Here is a 16351-nt window from a genome sequence, read left to right on the forward strand (position 1 = left end):
CCGCATCCGCCCGATCAAGGCCGAGGCGGACGCCCAAGCGCCAGCCTCTGCTTTGCCTGCCGGGCAATGAAGGCAACGCGAGGTGGCAAGAGATTGATGATGCGATGCCGAAATCCCCTTTTGGCTGGCAACTCGCTGCTGGCGGTTTGCCCGTTGGCTTTCCACCAGGACAGGAAACAGTCATGCTTCTCAGCCAGATAAGGATCAGGGAAGGCGGCTCTCAGATCGCCACGTTTGCGATAAATGCGTCTTGCCTGCAATGGGATCAACTCACCATTACTGAAGCTTCCGTATCTCCAGTGCCTGTAGATCGGATTGCTGTTATCGGCCTGCTTCAGATCAGCAGCATACCCATTCCAAAGCTCATGCGCCACCCGCTGACTTGCAGCATAACGCATGAGCATACCCAGACCAGCGCCACTATCATAGCCGGTAAAGTGATAGAACCGAAGTGGCACACCTCCGGCACAGTATGTCCACTGGACATCCTTGGTGATTGGCCGATGCGCCAGGTTCCAAGTGGCCACATTGAACCCAGGATCACGTAGCGTATGTAAGCGATCAAAGAAGCACGGTGCCAGGTCGCACCAGCGCTGATCAGTAAACAGGCCGCCGGGGATGTCATCAATGCAGAACAGCAACAGTCGCTTTGCCCACCAATCCATGAATTCACGGCCTTGCCCACCTGCACGCGCGGCGAAAAATCCGAGATTGTAGACCCCGTGTTTCAAGGCTGATATTTCGTTATCCATGATTGCCTGGGTTTGCTCTTCTGCAACCAACAGGTGCGGGGTTAATAACACTTCGTACTGATCAAGCAGTTCGTCAAGCGGCGACAGGGAATTGAATACCTTGATGTCAGGATCGAGGTACATCACCTTGTTTACTCCGGGACGGGCAGCAAACAACAGCCCGGCGATGCCCTTTACCGCCGTGCACAATTCCACAATGGAATGGCCAAAAGCCCAGGACTTCCATCCGGGGATGCCGAGCTGGTCGATGGTAAGGACGCCATCGAAGGGCTCGTTTGCCAGATCAAATCTAGTTGGGAGATTATCCGACAAAACCAGCTGAAAACTCCAATCGGGATGAAATCGCTTGACAGAACGGGCGAGAACACGAGCCTTTGGAATATAGCTTTTAGTTACGGAAGTATAAACAAGCATCAAGCAGCATCCTCGGCGGCAATCGCACGGGTAGTCGGTAGTGAATATATTTTCCGATGGAACTCGATCAGTGCGTCGAGCACCACGCTTGCGCCCTGTTCCCGTAATATCAGTCCTTTTGAGTAGTTGCGCAAGCGCTCGGCCGGCGCACCCAGATCAAAGCAGGCGACTGGACAATGGAGTTCCATCAATTCCTGGACAACATAGGAAAAAGTCTCGGGGCAAATGGAAGGAAACAGGAACGTATTGACTCCGTGGTCACGGATCAATTCCGGGAGTTGGGCCTGTTTGTAGGAACCGGTTACCGTCACGATCCGCTCAGGGCAGTTGGCATCCAGCGTACCAAAGACTACGATCTGAATGCTGGTATCGCGGCGTGCAATTTCTCGCGCCAGATCCTGTACAATCTTCGCCCCCTTATGATAGGCAATATGGCCAACGACACCAATGCGCAGGGCTGTGACATCGCTCGGCAGCAGCGGTTCGCTCAGGAAATGTGCGACCTTATGCGGTAATGTCTCTGCATGCGAAAGATCCAGTTGCGGGTAGGCGCGGGACAACAACTGCAGTGAACTATTCGAGAACGTAACGATTCGGTCCGCCGCACTCAGAGCCTTGCCCCAGGATGCGCGCCAATGCTCGATATTTTTCAACTGAAAAAGCGTCGCAAATCCCTGCTGATTTTTCTGGAGGCACTCCCGACATTCTTTTCCCTCTGGCAGATTGCAGAATACCCCCTGATGATTGAGCAGAAAATGCGATGGGCACACCGTGAAAAAGTCATGCAGAAGCATGGTTACAAAAGGATTATGATGGGCCTTGAGCGCAATGATCAGGTCTGGAATTTCCTCTGGTCTAACGAAAGACACTGCAGTATTGTAGATCACTTCGTCGAATCGAATCCTGTGCGCCAGGTCGTGCACGAAGCTCAGGCCCGGAATAGAATATCGACGGCCGGGCTGCCGGCCGTATATCAAAAGCATATGATTAAGGGTCGCCACTTGATAACTCAAGACCAGAACCGTGGCTCCCCGACTCAATCTGTCCGCAACCAACCCGTCCCGGTATTGATTTGCGCCTCCGCCAAGATCATGATCGATGACGAGCACGCTTTTCCCAGGGCCGCCGAGTGTCAGTCCATGAACGATGGCATCCACGCTGACTTCAGAGCCTCTGTGGTTTGCTCTCAAATGGCGCCTGGCCTTGTCGCTGAGCGCCGCAAACTGTCCTTGCTTGATCAAACTCCATCCACGCCGGAGAAAACTCTTGGTGCGATGCAAAAGCAGGGCATGGCTCCAGCATGCGTTCGGGGCGTCCAGGTTTGTCAGACAAGCAGAAGAGACGGTCACTTCAAAGCGATCGCCGCTCGCCAAATTGCCCACCAGTGAAAGTCGAGTGATCTGATCGATTCTCTTGGCACACCCACCGTACACCACAAACCCTGAGTTGAGCGAGTGGGGCGAGGCAAAATAGGAGTCCTGCACATCGGATCTCGGCTTTCCATGCTCGACGGAGATGTCGTACACCTCTTGGCAATCTGCGGAGACCAGGCGCAAACTCAGCGTTGCGACCTCTTCGAGCGCGTGGAACAACCAACCAAAGCCAAAGATGGTCTGGTCTCGAAAGACCAGGGAATCAATGCCAAAGTGCACCTTATCCATCCGCTTTGGCCTTGTTCTCAGGTACCAAACGAAGCTTTTCGCCAACGCGCCAGAAAATGCTACCCCGAATTGCGGCCAACTCGGCCTGCCGTTCATAGGCCATTCGCTCAGCGATCTCTTTGGCGCGCTCTGTCGCTTTCAGACGTTCCAATATATTTGCGTACTCGGTGTTCTGGGCAAGCAGAGCACCAAGCGGCGATGGGTAGGTAAGCGAGAGCCGCACGCCAGCCGAACAATGCGCAAGTACATCAAGTAGATACTGTGGTTTATGGAGCAACAGCAGAGCCAGATCATCGACCGTTTCTAGCGGCGGGAGATTATTTTTTGCCAGAACGTTCTCAAAACTTGTATACGAAGTCATGGGAATCAGCAGCAATCCTGCTTCCATAGACGACCCAAAAATGTTTACCTGATTACCAGCAAAATTTCCTTGATTATATGCTGAACTTAGCACACCAAAAACTCTATATTTTTCTTGAGCACACCACTCGAAGATTGGTGCGCTCGCTGCAAGCGAGTTGGACTCCGCAAAGATGACTGGCTGACATCGCCTGATGGTTTGTCGAGCGCCCTCCAGGACCGCCAGTTCCATTCCTTCGACATCGATCTTGAGAAAATCGAGACGCTCAAGCAGGTAATCATCCAAGGGCCGGACGGAGACGATTTCTTTGCTATCGTCTCCGTCGTCATCCAAGGCAGCCAGTGTGGAAGCACCGAAGTTATGACTGCTTTCAAGATCAAGAATGGGTACTGTTAGCCGACTTTCTGCTGCTCCGAGTGCGCCTCTGATTACCGTGATATTGTTCACCGGGGCCAGTCTGGCATTCTGGTTGAGAACCTCTGCAATATCCTGGCGAGGCTCGAATGCAATGACCCTTCCGGACTTTCCAACAATCGCCGAAAAGGCACGCGCATGCGTCCCGATAAACGCACCGGCATCCACCACTACAAAACCGGTCTGAATGAAATTGACGAGTATATCGATCTCGTTTTGGGCCCACTCGCCATACAGACTCAGTGATCGCGAGATCACGCTATCGGCATCAATGATCCGGAAGTCACCATAACCAGTGCTGATGATGCTCACGGCACGACCGCCTGCAGTTGCGGCAAAAAATTCATTGCAATATCTGTATTCAGGAATCCGCCAATGCCATGGACGACCGGGCCGGAAATCGATTCAATTATCATCGCATCATGAGCCCAGTGATGCTGGATATGATCGTCACCCCGACCTTCGGCGACAGCTATGTTCATCGTATATTGACCGCGGATCAATATTGGCATGGTGAAACGAAACCTGACATCGACCGTATCCCTTGCCGAGAGACTGGGCTGCAGGTGGCGGAAAGTGGGATCTGTCCCTTCTGTGTAAAGATATTGCCCGAGTCGGTCTTTCAGCATCAACCCCACTGCCAGGTATGAAATATCTTGATTCGCCCGCACCCTCACGACAAAACAAACCGGCTGCCCGCCTGTGAGTATCACGAGTCGCTTTTCATCCTCATCAAAAAAACCCGCATTGACAATCGTTGCGCCGCCAACACCAAAAGCCTCCGTATCCTCGCGATAGGCTGACACGGAATAGATATTGGCTTCCGGAGCTGTTCCCTTGAGAACCTGTGGTGCCCGGTCATTCTCTCGCGACGGCGCTGGGATCTGCACCATGCGCTGTTCAACGACAGCCTGATGGCGGGTCGGATCATCGTAAATTTGACTCAGGTACTGTTTGCACAAGGTTTCCGCGGGTCCCGTAATGGCCTTGTTCTGCCCTCCCCCGAACAAGATCACCGCAGATTGGCATATATTCGTCACGGCGCCCATGTCATGACTGACAAAGAGAATCGTGCCGCCGCTTTCCTGGTATTGACGGATGAAGCGCATGCATTTTTGCGTAAAGAAGGCATCCCCCACAGCCAACGCCTCGTCAATAATCAACACATCCGCATCCACATGCGCGATCACCGCGAACGCCAACCGCACGTACATCCCGCTTGAATAGGTCTTGACCGGTTGGTTGATAAATTCGCCAATATCCGCAAAGGCAACGATCTGTTCAAACCTGGCTTCGATTTGCCTTGTCGAGAGACCAAGAATCGAGGCATTCATGTAAACGTTTTCGCGGCCGGTGAACTCCGGATTAAAGCCGGCGCCCAGTTCAAGCAAGGCGGCAACCCGCCCCTTTACCTTGATCGTTCCGGTCGTCGGAGCCAGGGTGCCACAAACCAGCTGAAGCAGAGTCGACTTGCCTGCGCCATTGCGTCCGATAATGCCGACGGTTTCACCCCGCTTCACCTCAAATGCAACATCCTTCAAGGCCCAATATTCACGATAATATTGTTTGATGGGCTTGCCCAGGAGTCTTTGCAGCCATGGACAAATCGACTGCTTTAGACGGTCATGCGGCTTCTCGTAAACCTGGTAACACTTGGAGAGGTTGTCGACGCGGATAGCATAATCAGCGCAAGCTGGCACACCTTTACCCTCGTCACAGTGCTCTTGGTTCGAAGGTCGTCGCGGGGGCTGCCTGTCCTGGAGATCAGAGGACATCGGCAAACCCCTTGCGCGTCTTCTGAAACCAGGCGAAACCCAGCCAGGCGACGATTCCAGCACTCAGTAGATACACGCACATGGCCTTCAGATCAGGCACTCTGCCCCAGAATAGCACCTCGCGAACCTGCTCGATTGCAGGCGTGAGCGGGTTCAAGCTGAGGAGGTAGCCGTACTCTTGCGGCAGCGCGCTGGCGGGGTAAAAGACAGGCGAAAGGAACATCAGCACGGTCGTGACGATACCGACGAATTGCGAGATGTCGCGCAGGTAGACTCCCAGCGATGCCAATCCCCAGGTCAAGCCCATAATAAATAGCAGCAGCGGAATAATGACCAATGGAAACAACAGCACCGTTACCTGAGGCATCCCAAAAAATATCGCATAAGCGACCAGCCAGACAAATAGGCTGACCATGCCGTGAAAGAGAGTTGCCCCCAAGGCCGCCCAGGGAAGTATCTCCAAAGGGAATACGACTTTCTTGACGTAGTTCGCATTGCCGAGAATCAGGCCGGGAGCTCGGTTGACGCATTCTGCAAACATGTTGAAAACGATCAGGCCCGCAAACAACACCAGAGCAAATTCGGTTTTTGAATCACTCCCCACGTTCCAGCGAGCCTTGAACACGACGCTGAAAACAAATGTGTATACTATCAGCATGAAAATCGGGTTGAAGAGTGACCATAAGATGCCCATCAGCGAACCACGGTAACGGCCGACAACCTCACGTTGTACCAGAGCCTTTACCAAGGTGCGGTTGCGCCATAAACTGGCCGCCATTTCCCTTGGGGAGATCGAGAAATTCCGCATCAGGCATAGACCTCTGCAACCTGGAATGCGGTACCTTCCGCATCCTTCGCAGAGACCACGGGATCGCCATCGATGGGCCAGTTGATTGCCAGGTTGTGGTCATTCCAAAGGATGCAACGCTCGTGCTCCGGCGCCCAGTAATCGGTCGCCTTATAGAGAAAATCAGCGGTATCACTCAGGACGACGAAGCCGTGGGCGAAACCTGCGGGAATCCACAGTTGCCTCTTGTTTTCTGCACTCAGGATGATTCCCTCCCATTTCCCGAAAGTGGGAGAACTCCTTCGAAGATCCACTGCAACGTCAAACACCTCGCCAGCGACAACCCGCACGAGCTTGCCCTGCGGCCGTTGAATCTGGTAGTGCAGACCGCGCAGGACATTCTTGGCCGAACGAGAGTGGTTGTCTTGTACAAATCTCACACTGGCGACTGCGCTCTGAAATTTCGCCTCGTTGAAACTTTCAAGGAAAAACCCTCGATCGTCGCCAAATACCTTGGGCTCGACAAGAACAAGATCGGGGATGGCAAGTGCTATGGCTTTCATTTTCTTCCGGCAAGATCAAGGGGTATCGTGTTCTTTTTCAGTTGGACCGAGAGCATGCTTCGACCCCAGGTCGACTCGCACTTCGTTCTTCCAGCAGACCAAGCAGGTATTGACCGTAGCCGTTCTTGGCCATCGGCTGCGCCAGGTTGACAAGTTGCTTGGCATCTATCCATCGTTGTCGATAAGCGATTTCTTCTGGGCAGGCCACCTTCAGTCCTTGGCGATTTTCCAGTGTTGCGATAAACTGACTGGCATCGAGCAGCGATTCGTGGGTGCCGGTGTCCAGCCAGGCATAGCCCCGTCCCATGATTTCGACCTTGAGTTTCCCCTGCGTCAGATAGAGGCGGTTAAGATCAGTGATTTCCAGCTCGCCGCGCGGCGAGGGTTGCAGGTTCCTGGCCAGTTCGACCACTTGTTGGTCGTAGAAATAAAGGCCGGTGACGGCGTAATTGGATTTCGCTTGTTTGGGCTTTTCTTCAAGCGACAGCACTTTCCCGTATGCATCAAACTCGGCCACACCGTATCGCTCGGGGTCTTTCACATGGTAGGCGAAAACACTTGCCCCCTCATCACGGGTCATGGCATTCGCCAGAAGGTGGTGGAAGTCATGGCCGTAGAAAATGTTGTCGCCCAACACCAGGGCCGACAGATCATCACCAATGAACGACTCCCCGATGATGAACGCTTGCGCCAGGCCGTCGGGACTGAACTGAACGGCATATTGAAGGTGGATGCCCCAGCGCGAGCCGTCGCCAAGCAGTTGTTCGAAGCGTGGCGTATCCTGTGGTGTCGAGATGATCAGAATATCGCGTATTCCCGCCAGCATGAGGGTACTGAGCGGATAATAGATCATTGGCTTGTCGAATACCGGCAGCAACTGCTTGCTAATGGCCAAGGTGGCGGGGTGAAGCCGGGTGCCGGAGCCACCAGCAAGAATGATCCCTTTGCGTTTCATACAAAAAATTCCAATTGAGACAAGCCATTAGTAGCAAGATCCGTGAGTCTACCACTCTGGAGGTCCCAACACAGTATGCGGAGCGGCGAAGTTGCCAATTAATTGGTTTTTTCATCCACCACGGGGGACCGCCTCCTCGTCATGATCGCAGTGATGCTGAAAGCCAGGATCTCGCTCTTGCTGGACTGCACCAGATGATAACAATGCCGAGAAAGCAATCCATGGAGGCCCTCTTGACGCCAACGGCATCCCCTCTTGATTGCGATGTCATCATCGTCAATTACAACGCAGGCAAACTGTTGACCGACTGCGTGTCCTCCGTGCTCCTCGCGAATGCCGCGCGGGCAATTGTGGTGGATAACGGCTCAACAGATGGCAGCCTCGAATACCTCGCAAGTGTCTTCCCAAGCGACAAACTCACTGTTCTACTCAACAACAGCAATCTGGGATTTGCCTTTGCTTGCAATGTTGGTACCAGAGCCTCCTCGGCCAACCGCTTGCTGTTCCTCAATCCAGACAGTGTTCTGAGCGACAGTGGACTGCTGCGCATGCTTGAGGTGCTGGATTCTTCACCAACGATTGGAATGGTCGGGGGATTCCTGTGCAATCCCGATGGGTCTGAACAGGCTGGAGGCCGACGCTCCTTCCCCACCCCCCAGCGAGCTTTCCTGCGAGCTTTTGGCCTGTCTCGCCTGGCCCGCTTCTTCCCTGAGACATTTTCGGATTTTCTGCAGCACGCCGAGCCATTGCCTGGTCAGCCGGCGGCTGTCGAGGCGATTTCCGGTGCCTGCATGTTGGTCAAACGTGCGGCGATCAATGACGTGGGGCTGTGGGACGAAGGGTACTTTCTCCATTGCGAGGATCTCGACTGGTGCATGCGCTTTGCACAACGGGGTTGGAAAGTGATGTTCGTTCCCGATGCAAAGGTCGTTCATGTCCGGGGGGCGTGTGGCCGCAACCGTCCGCTGTTTGTCGAATGGCACAAGCATCATGGCATGTTGCGGTTTTATCGCAAGTTCTATCATCATCAGTACCCCGGCCTTCTCTGGGGGCTGGTCGTGGCGGGGGTATGGATGCGGTTCATCATGGTTGCCAGCTACCATGGCATCCGCTACGCTCTGGTCAGAATGGGAATAGGCCGTGGCTGATGCGTACCAGATGGGTGTCCTCGGCGCCACCAGCCTGGTGGGTGAATGCTTGTTGCCTCTGCTGACGCAGGCCGGTTGGCGCGTCGCCGCCTTCTCGCGACGGCAGACCGGACAAGTGGCTGAGGGGGTGGAGTGGAGATGCCTGTCGAGCGCGGATTTACCCTCACCTCCAAACTCCAAGCCTCTGCCTGAGACAAGAAGTTTACCCTTATGGATTTGTGTGGCACCCATCTGGGTATTGCCCGAACATTTCGCCTTGCTGTCGGCGCACGGAGCACGGCGCGTGGTCGCACTGTCTTCGACCAGTCGCTTCACAAAAGATGATTCCTCCGATCTGCAGGAACGCGCCGTGGCCCATCGCCTGGCCGAGGCCGAGGCACGCCTGCAGACCTGGGCTGAAGATCACGGGGTGGAATGGGTAATCCTGCGGCCAACCCTGATCTACGGTCGCGGGCAGGACAAGAACATTGCGGAGCTGGCCCGCTTCATCCAACGCTTCGGTTTCTTTCCACTGCTGGGCGAGGCAATCGGGGCTCGCCAGCCGGTTCATGCCGAAGATGTCGCATTGGCGTGCCTGGCGGGATTGCACTGTGCTGCCGCAACAAACCGGGCATACAACATTTCCGGCGGCGAGACTCTGCCTTACCGGGAGATGGTGAAGCGCGTCTTTGCCGCACTTCATCTTCAACCGCGACTATTTGCAATCCCACTGGCGGCATTCCAGTCGGTGGTGGCACTCTTGCGATTGTTGCCCAGATACCGGCACTGGTCAGGCGGCATGGCTGAACGAATGAATCGGGACCTGGTTTTCGATCATACCGATGCAGCGCGTGATCTCGGATTCTCCCCGCGCCCTTTTCTACTCGGGCAGAATGACCTGCCGAGATGAAGCCGCAGGCTGCGTGTCCCCCTCCCGGCCTTGGCAGCCAGTCAGAATGAATGATGCATAGACTCGTTCCCGAGCATATTTCGAGCACACTGATACTCTTGCCACGCCGGGGCAAGCAGGGTCTGATGCTGCTTGCCGATGCGGTGCTGCTGATATTCGCTGTCTGGGCGTCGTATGCCTTGCGTTTGGGCGAGTGGTTCGTCCCCAACCGCTCGCAACTGGTATTGATGGCCGTCGCACCACTGCTGGCGATGCCCGTCTTCCTCAAGATGGGGTTGTATCGCTCGGTCATTCGCTATCTGGGCGAACAAGCGCTGTGGTCGGTGTTCAAGGGGATGTCGCTGGCAGCGTCGTCGTGGGCGGTGCTGGCCTTCATGACCCAGATGACCGGACTCGAAGGCGTACCCCGGGCCGTGCCGCTGCTATACTGGCTGATTGGCATGGTGCTGGTTGGTGGTTCCCGTTTTTCGGCACGCTGGTTGCTCTGGTTCCCACTGCGCACTCGTTTTGCCGGCCGACAGGTGCTGATCTACGGTGCCGGCGAAGCCGGTCGGCAACTGGCCGCTTCACTGCGACGTGGGCGGGATCTCTTCCCCGCCGGTTTCCTGGATGACGATGCCGCCCTGCAAGGCAAGGACATAGGCGGTCTGCGGGTGTATCCCCCCGAGCACCTGCCGGCGTTGGTCGAGCGTTTCGATATTCACGATGTGATCGTCACCCTGCCTTCTGCCTCCAGTGCCCGGCGGCGTGAGGTCGTGTCGTTTCTCGAAGAACACCCGGTACGGGTACGCATTCTTCCTGCACTGACCGACATTGCCACCGGCCGGCACCTGGTGAACATGGTTCGCGAAGTGGATATTGGCGACCTGCTGGGGCGCGACCCAGTCGGCGCCGACCCAAGCCTGCTCGGACGTTGCATCACCGGCAAGAGCGTGCTGGTGAGCGGCGCAGGAGGCTCGATCGGCTCCGAGCTGTGTCTGCAGATCGCCGCTCTCGCCCCGGCCCGGATGGTTCTGCTGGAAACGAGCGAGCATGCCCTGTACCAGATCGATCGCCTGCTACGTTCCATCGCGGATTGCAGGATCATCGCCAGCCTGGGATCGGTCGGCGATGCCGCACTGGTGTCGGGGCTGCTGGCCGAACATCGGGTGCAAACCATTTACCATGCCGCCGCTTACAAGCATGTACCGCTGGTCGAGGCAAATCCCCTCGAAGGTGCCCGCAACAACGTGCTCGGCACCTTGACTCTGGCGCAGGCGGCATTTGCTGCCGGCGTACAAACCTTTGTGCTGATTTCGACCGACAAGGCCGTGCGCCCAACCAACATCATGGGGGCCAGCAAACGCTGGGCAGAACTGGTCGTCCAGGGCATCGCCCGGCAGGCCAGCGTGCAAGGCAGTGGTCAGCAATTCTGTGCGGTGCGCTTCGGCAACGTCCTGGGTTCCAGTGGCTCGGTGATTCCGCTGTTCAAGGACCAGATTGCCCAGGGCGGTCCGGTGACCGTCACGCACGCCGAAGTGACGCGCTATTTCATGTCGATTCATGAAGCCGTGGAACTGGTCATCCAGGCCGGCAGCCTGGCGCTTGGCGGTGAGGTCTTCCTGCTTGACATGGGCGAGCCGGTCAAAATCTTCGACCTGGCCCACAACATGATCCGGCTGGCTGGCCATTCGGTGCGTGATGAGGACAACCCCGAAGGCGACATCGAGATTGCCATCACCGGCCTGCGTCCCGGCGAAAAACTCTACGAGGAGCTGCTCATTGCCAGCAGTAACGCCGAGGGCACCTTGCACCCCAAAATCATGAAAGGCGACGAGCCTTGTCTCGACGCGGAGGAGTTGAGCGGGCTGATTGGGCAGCTAGGCGTGGCGCTGGCGGCACGCGATGAGACAGCCGTGCGCCAGGTATTGATGTGGGTAGCCGGCGATCGCTTTGACCGTCGTCGCCCGGGCACGGATTTTTAGGCGTTGCAGGGCTCCGGGGGAGGTCTCAGAGGTTGTGAATTTTTTCGTTCCGCACTGCGTTTAGCCGACCGCCATCGGCATGAATGGGCCTGTCTGTCCGCACTCAGGCCAGGCTCAAACTTGCGGCCACCCAACAGATGACCGATCCCGAACAATTTCCCGAGTGCGATCAGTTAGTCATTGACCGACTCGACTCGGGACGCCTCGCCATTTTCGAAATGCAGCGTGACGAGGCGCGGCCTTGGTGTCACGTTCACTCGCCTGCCGGCTTCGGCATACTTCTTCCGCTCACAATCAATCTCCGGCACTGGTCGCGCTCGCTCTTGCCTGCGTCAAGGCCAGGCTTGCGGCGACCGAAACAAGAATGACGCCGGCGACGATGCCCAGGGACCACTGGATCGGCAGGTGGAACCAGGGCGCCACGAGCATCTTGCCGCCGACGAAAACGAGCACGATGGCGAGGCCGTACTTGAGCAGATGAAAGCGGTCGGCCATGTCGGCGAGCAGAAAATAGAGCGCGCGCAGGCCCATGATGGCAAAAATGTTCGAGGTGAAGACGATGAACGGGTCGGTAGTGACGGCAAAGATGGCCGGGATGCTGTCCACCGCGAAGACCACGTCGCTGGCCTCGATCAGCACCAGCACGAGGAACATCGGTGTCGCCCAGAGAATGCCATCCTGGCGCAGAAAGAAACGCTCGCCGTGAAAACTGCTGGTGATGCGCAGGTGTCCGCGCAACCAGCGCAGCAGCGGGTTCTTTTCGAGATCGGGTTGATGGTCGGCGAAGATCAGCATCTTGATGCCGGTGACGACCAGGAAGGCACCGAAGACGTAGAGCAGCCAGGAAAACTGCGAAACCAGCCAGACACCGGCGAGGATCATCGTCGCGCGCATGACGATCGCGCCGAGTACGCCATACAGCAGCACCCGACGCTGCAACTCGGGAGGCACCGCGAAGTAGCCGAAGATCATCACGAAAACGAACATGTTGTCGACCGACAGCGATTGTTCGATCAGATAGCCGGCAAGGAACTCCAGGGTCTTGCGGTTGGCAATCTCGCGGCCAAGCGCGCCATCCAGATACCACCACATGAGGCCAGCGAAGGCCATGGCCAGGGTCGCCCAGGTCAGCACCCAGGCCAGCGCCTCCCTGACCGGCACGCGATGCGCCTGGCGTCCGCCGAGGACGAACAGGTCGAGCGCCAGCATGGCCAGGACGAAGACAATGAAGCCGACCCACATCGGGCCGGTGGCGAAGGTTTCGACCGGGCTCACGCGCTCACTCCAAAGGTGGGTTGCTGACTCGAACGTGCTTCCTCGACGGTGTTGCGAGCAGGATTGTAGTGCAGCAGGGCGCCAACTTCGAGGTCGAAATACCAGCCAATCAGGACGTGGATGCCACCGCACCGGGCATGGCCAAGAATGATGATGTGCTCAACCTTCAAAGACAGGACGGCGAGTTCCAGCACCGCCCGGGCGCTGGCGAAACTGCTGCCGAGCGCATACGGCGGCACGAGATTGGCAACGTTGCGCACGATAACCATGTCGCCGGGTTCGGCGCCCGTGAGCAGTGCCAGATCAACGCGCGAGTCGGCACAGGCGACGATCAGCGCCTTGAGGCTGCTCCGGCCGCAGACAGACTGCTCGAAAAGTTCACGTTCCTCAGTGAAACACTGCTCCTGGAAACGTTGGCAACTGGCGATATCCTTCACGGCATTTCCCTCTGATTGCTTGCTGATGGTTGGCATGGTCTGCCTGGTGGGTCAGGATCGGCTTTCCAGCGCTGCGATGCGCTCCTCGATCGGCGGGTGGCTGGAAAACAGGGCCATCCAGCCAGGGCGAGCGTTGATGCCGGCGGTGGCGACGTTCTGCGGCAGTTCGCCGGCTTCGATGCCGCCGAGTCGGCGCAACGCCGCCGCCATCGGCCGGGGCGACCCCATCAGTTGCGCGGCACCGGCATCGGCGCGGAATTCGCGCTGCCGCGAGAAATACATGACGATGATGCTGGCCAGAATGCCGAAGACGATGTCGCAGACGACGACGGTGATCGTGTAGCCGATGCCCGGCCCCGACTGCTCGTCGCCGCCCTTGCGCAGGGCCGAGTCGACCAGCCAGCCGACGACGCGGGCAATGAAGATGACGAAGGTGTTCACCACCCCCTGTATCAGCGTCAGCGTGACCATGTCGCCATTGGCAATATGCGCGACTTCGTGGGCGATCACTGCCTCTGCCTCGCTACGCGTCATGCTCTGCAGGAGACCGGTGGATACCGCGACCAGCGAGCTGTTGCGGCTGGCACCGGTGGCAAAAGCATTTGGCTCACCCTCGTAGATGGCCACCTCGGGCATCGGCAGGCCGGCTTTTTCGGCAAAACGGCGAACGGTGTCGACCAGCCACAGTTCGGTGGAATTGGCCGGGGTGTCGATAACGTGTGCGCCGGTGCTCCACTTGGCGATGGTCTTCGACAGCCACAATGAAATGAACGAGCCACCGAAACCCATCAGCAGTGCGAAAAACAGCAGCTTGCCAAGATCGAGGCCGCTGCCCGAAAAGAACTTGTGCGCACCAGTGAGTGTGCTGACGATGCCCAGGACGAGCATGATCGCCAAGTTGGTGCCGATAAGCAGCATGATCCGTTTCATGATCCGATTCCCTTGAGAACTGTTGGCCGTGTCACTTGCTACGGGTGATCAACGAAGAGGAAGCAGCCTTCGTGCTGTCGGCTTCTTCGACAATGGCCGCATTCTTCGCTCGTCCATCACGCGGACTGTCATGGCGATATTCGCGCTGGCGCGCCACCTGGCGCGCCAGCGTCCTTCCAGCGCGGTCGGTGGCGCGGTCGATGGCGACATAGAGGTCGGGCTCGATATCCTCGATCAGCACGTCGGCGGCGCCGAGAACCGCTACCTGAATGCTGCAGCACTTGTCTTCTCCACCGCGAGGACCATTGAGATCGGAGAGACGGATCGATACCTTGCGCACGTGCTGGTTGGCCCAATCGAGCGCGAAGTGAATGCGACGCTCGACATGCTCGCGCAAACCTGCGCTGAGATCAAAGCCTCGGGCCTGGATAAATATCTGCATGAGAGGACTCCTGGAAAGTTGAGTGTTAGACAGCGAGGGGAAATGTAGCGCAGGAAAAAGAATCCAACAAATCGAATATAATTTAACAACACATCGATTTTATTGGATGGTTTTGGAAGCATGGCCATGCTCAATTACAAGCATCTGCGCTACTTCTGGGCAGTCGCCAAATCAGGCTCCATCGCCCGCGCCGGCGAACAGTTGCATCTCACGCCGCAATCGATCAGCGGCCAGCTGCGCGAGCTGGAGGAAAGTCTCGGCGTCGCGCTCTTCCGCCGCGCCGGACGCGGTCTGGAACTGACCGACGCCGGCCGGCGCATTATCGGCTACGCCGAAGAAATCTTCGCTCTCGGCGATGAACTGCTCGACGCGGCGCGCGACCAGAGTACAAGGAAGAGCCTGCCTTTTGCCGTTGGCATCGCTGATTCGGTGGTTAAAGCGGTTGCGCACCGGCTGGTCGAACCGGCGCTGCAACTGCCGGAACCGGTGCGGCTGATCTGCCGCGAAGGCCGCCTGAGCTCGCTGCTCGCGGAGCTGGCCATCCATCATCTTGACATGGTGATCGCTGATCGGCCGATGCCGGCCAATCTCAATGTCCGCGGCTACAGCCATCTGCTCGGCGAGAGCACACTGACGGTTTTCGGCGCGGCAGCACGAATCAAGACCTTGAACGGCGACTTCCCGGCGCTGCTCGACGGTGCGCCCTTCCTGATGCCAGGTGAGGATGTCGCGATTCGTCCGCGGCTCGAACAATGGCTGGAAGCGCAGCGGCTGCACCCGCGCATCGTCGGGGAATTCGACGACAGCGCGTTGCTCAAGGCTTTCGGCCAGGCCGGCGCCGGGCTCTTCGTCGCCCCGACCGCCATCACCGCCTACGTTTGCGAACAGTATCACGTCGACATCGTCGGGCGAATCGATGCCATCAGCGAACAGATCTTCGCCATCACCAACGATCGCCGGCTGACCCACCCGGCGATCATCGCCATCAGCGAAGGAGCGCACAATGAAGTTTTTAATGTGGAAGTCGCGTCGGCGACTCCCTGATCATCAGCTTTATACGAAGTGTCGTTACGGATAATTCTTCTTTTTTATTGATCTTCGAGCGTCTATGCTCACCCTCTGTTTCACTACTCACAGGAGACAACCATGAAAACCTTCTCTATGCTCACCGCCGTTCTGGCATTGGGCTGCACACTTGTGCTCGGCGATGCGGAAGCCGCCAGCAAACGCTTCGGCGGCGGTCAGTCCACTGGCATGCAACGTCAGTCGACCATGCCCGACAAAGCCACCGCCGCTCCGACGCAGGCAACAGGCGCGGCGCAATCGGCCGCCGCGCAAGCGGCCCAACCCAAGCGTTCGTGGATGGGGCCACTGGCCGGACTCGCCGCCGGCCTGGGCTTGGCCGCGCTGGCTTCACACTTCGGCTTTGGCGAGGAACTCGCGTCAATGTTGATGATCGGCCTATTGGTCATGGCCGTGCTGGTGGTGATCGGTCTGGTCATGCGTCGCCGCGCTGCGGCCCGCGAACCCGCTGGCGGCGGCCTGCAGTACGCGGCGGCCGGAGCCAACGGCGTGCCGGCCGGC

Annotated in this window: 15 protein-coding genes and 1 pseudogene; 5 read left to right on the forward strand and 11 right to left on the reverse strand. The window is 57.4% G+C overall.

Going from position 1 to position 16351, the window contains the following annotated elements; translation table 11 throughout:
* Positions 1-14 precede the first annotated feature (14 nt).
* The 7 genes from CAPSK01_RS01135 to rfbA are packed head-to-tail and all read right to left on the reverse strand — an operon-like array spanning position 15 to position 7682.
* Positions 15-1166: a glycosyl transferase gene (locus CAPSK01_RS01135; RefSeq protein WP_273702836.1), complete on the reverse strand. Its 1152-nt coding sequence runs from the start codon at positions 1164-1166 to the stop codon at positions 15-17.
* Positions 1166-2827, reverse strand: coding sequence for a glycosyltransferase (locus CAPSK01_RS01140; protein ID WP_034921276.1), 1662 nt, complete (start codon positions 2825-2827; stop codon positions 1166-1168). The genes CAPSK01_RS01135 and CAPSK01_RS01140 overlap by 1 nt, the downstream gene beginning before the upstream one ends.
* A complete protein-coding gene (locus tag CAPSK01_RS21335) occupies positions 2820-3914 on the reverse strand; it encodes an FkbM family methyltransferase (RefSeq protein ID WP_273702837.1) in 1095 nt (364 codons plus the stop codon). Before CAPSK01_RS21335 ends, CAPSK01_RS01140 begins: the two co-directional genes overlap by 8 nt.
* Complete coding sequence (locus tag CAPSK01_RS01150) at positions 3911-5377, reverse strand: ABC transporter ATP-binding protein (RefSeq protein WP_273702838.1); 1467 nt, start codon at positions 5375-5377, stop codon at positions 3911-3913. The genes CAPSK01_RS21335 and CAPSK01_RS01150 overlap by 4 nt, the downstream gene beginning before the upstream one ends.
* Positions 5367-6185, reverse strand: coding sequence for an ABC transporter permease (locus tag CAPSK01_RS01155; protein WP_034921281.1), 819 nt, complete (start codon positions 6183-6185; stop codon positions 5367-5369). The genes CAPSK01_RS01150 and CAPSK01_RS01155 overlap by 11 nt, the downstream gene beginning before the upstream one ends.
* A complete protein-coding gene (rfbC, locus tag CAPSK01_RS01160; protein WP_034921284.1) occupies positions 6185-6727 on the reverse strand; it encodes a dTDP-4-dehydrorhamnose 3,5-epimerase in 543 nt (180 codons plus the stop codon). Before rfbC ends, CAPSK01_RS01155 begins: the two co-directional genes overlap by 1 nt.
* Positions 6728-6764: 37 nt before the next feature.
* Positions 6765-7682 (reverse strand): glucose-1-phosphate thymidylyltransferase RfbA, encoded by a 918-nt coding sequence (rfbA, locus tag CAPSK01_RS01165; protein WP_273702839.1) that lies wholly within the window; start codon positions 7680-7682, stop codon positions 6765-6767.
* A gap of 221 nt (positions 7683-7903) precedes the next feature.
* Between rfbA and CAPSK01_RS01170 the strand changes: the two genes are divergently transcribed.
* From CAPSK01_RS01170 to CAPSK01_RS01180, 3 genes are all read left to right on the forward strand, one after another.
* Positions 7904-8830, forward strand: coding sequence for a glycosyltransferase family 2 protein (locus CAPSK01_RS01170; RefSeq protein ID WP_273702840.1), 927 nt, complete (start codon positions 7904-7906; stop codon positions 8828-8830).
* A 220-nt stretch (positions 8831-9050) separates the two neighbouring features.
* Positions 9051-9719, forward strand: a complete 669-nt coding sequence (locus tag CAPSK01_RS01175; RefSeq protein WP_337958517.1) for an NAD-dependent epimerase/dehydratase family protein — start codon at positions 9051-9053, stop codon at positions 9717-9719.
* A 50-nt stretch (positions 9720-9769) separates the two neighbouring features.
* A complete protein-coding gene (locus CAPSK01_RS01180) occupies positions 9770-11683 on the forward strand; it encodes a nucleoside-diphosphate sugar epimerase/dehydratase (protein ID WP_273702841.1) in 1914 nt (637 codons plus the stop codon).
* Between the two features lie 294 nt (positions 11684-11977).
* Here the strand turns inward: CAPSK01_RS01180 and CAPSK01_RS01185 are convergent, their stop codons facing one another.
* Genes CAPSK01_RS01185 through CAPSK01_RS01200 form a run of 4 tightly spaced genes read right to left on the reverse strand, consistent with a single transcriptional unit; the run spans position 11978 to position 14767 of the window.
* The gene (locus CAPSK01_RS01185) at positions 11978-12925 is read right to left on the reverse strand and encodes a TerC family protein (RefSeq protein WP_034921604.1); all 948 of its coding nucleotides are present in this window, start codon (positions 12923-12925) and stop codon (positions 11978-11980) included.
* A 29-nt stretch (positions 12926-12954) separates the two neighbouring features.
* A complete protein-coding gene (locus tag CAPSK01_RS01190; RefSeq protein WP_273702842.1) occupies positions 12955-13395 on the reverse strand; it encodes a carbonic anhydrase in 441 nt (146 codons plus the stop codon).
* Positions 13396-13446: 51 nt separating this feature from the next.
* Complete coding sequence (htpX, locus tag CAPSK01_RS01195; protein ID WP_034921291.1) at positions 13447-14325, reverse strand: protease HtpX; 879 nt, start codon at positions 14323-14325, stop codon at positions 13447-13449.
* A gap of 31 nt (positions 14326-14356) precedes the next feature.
* Positions 14357-14767 (reverse strand): HPF/RaiA family ribosome-associated protein, encoded by a 411-nt coding sequence (locus CAPSK01_RS01200; protein ID WP_273702843.1) that lies wholly within the window; start codon positions 14765-14767, stop codon positions 14357-14359.
* Positions 14768-14887: 120 nt separating this feature from the next.
* Between CAPSK01_RS01200 and nhaR the strand changes: the two genes are divergently transcribed.
* Together nhaR and CAPSK01_RS01210 are read left to right on the forward strand one after the other, a co-directional pair.
* Positions 14888-15811 carry a transcriptional activator NhaR gene (gene nhaR / locus CAPSK01_RS01205; RefSeq protein ID WP_034921293.1) on the forward strand — a complete coding sequence of 308 codons (924 nt, stop codon included), beginning with the start codon at positions 14888-14890 and terminating at the stop codon, positions 15809-15811.
* 102 nt (positions 15812-15913) lie between these two features.
* A pseudogene (locus CAPSK01_RS01210) lies at positions 15914-16351 on the forward strand (Tim44 domain-containing protein); the annotation flags it as partial.

This window comes from Candidatus Accumulibacter vicinus, assembly GCF_000584955.1.
GTDB classification, from domain to species: Bacteria; Pseudomonadota; Gammaproteobacteria; order Burkholderiales; family Rhodocyclaceae; genus Accumulibacter; species Accumulibacter vicinus.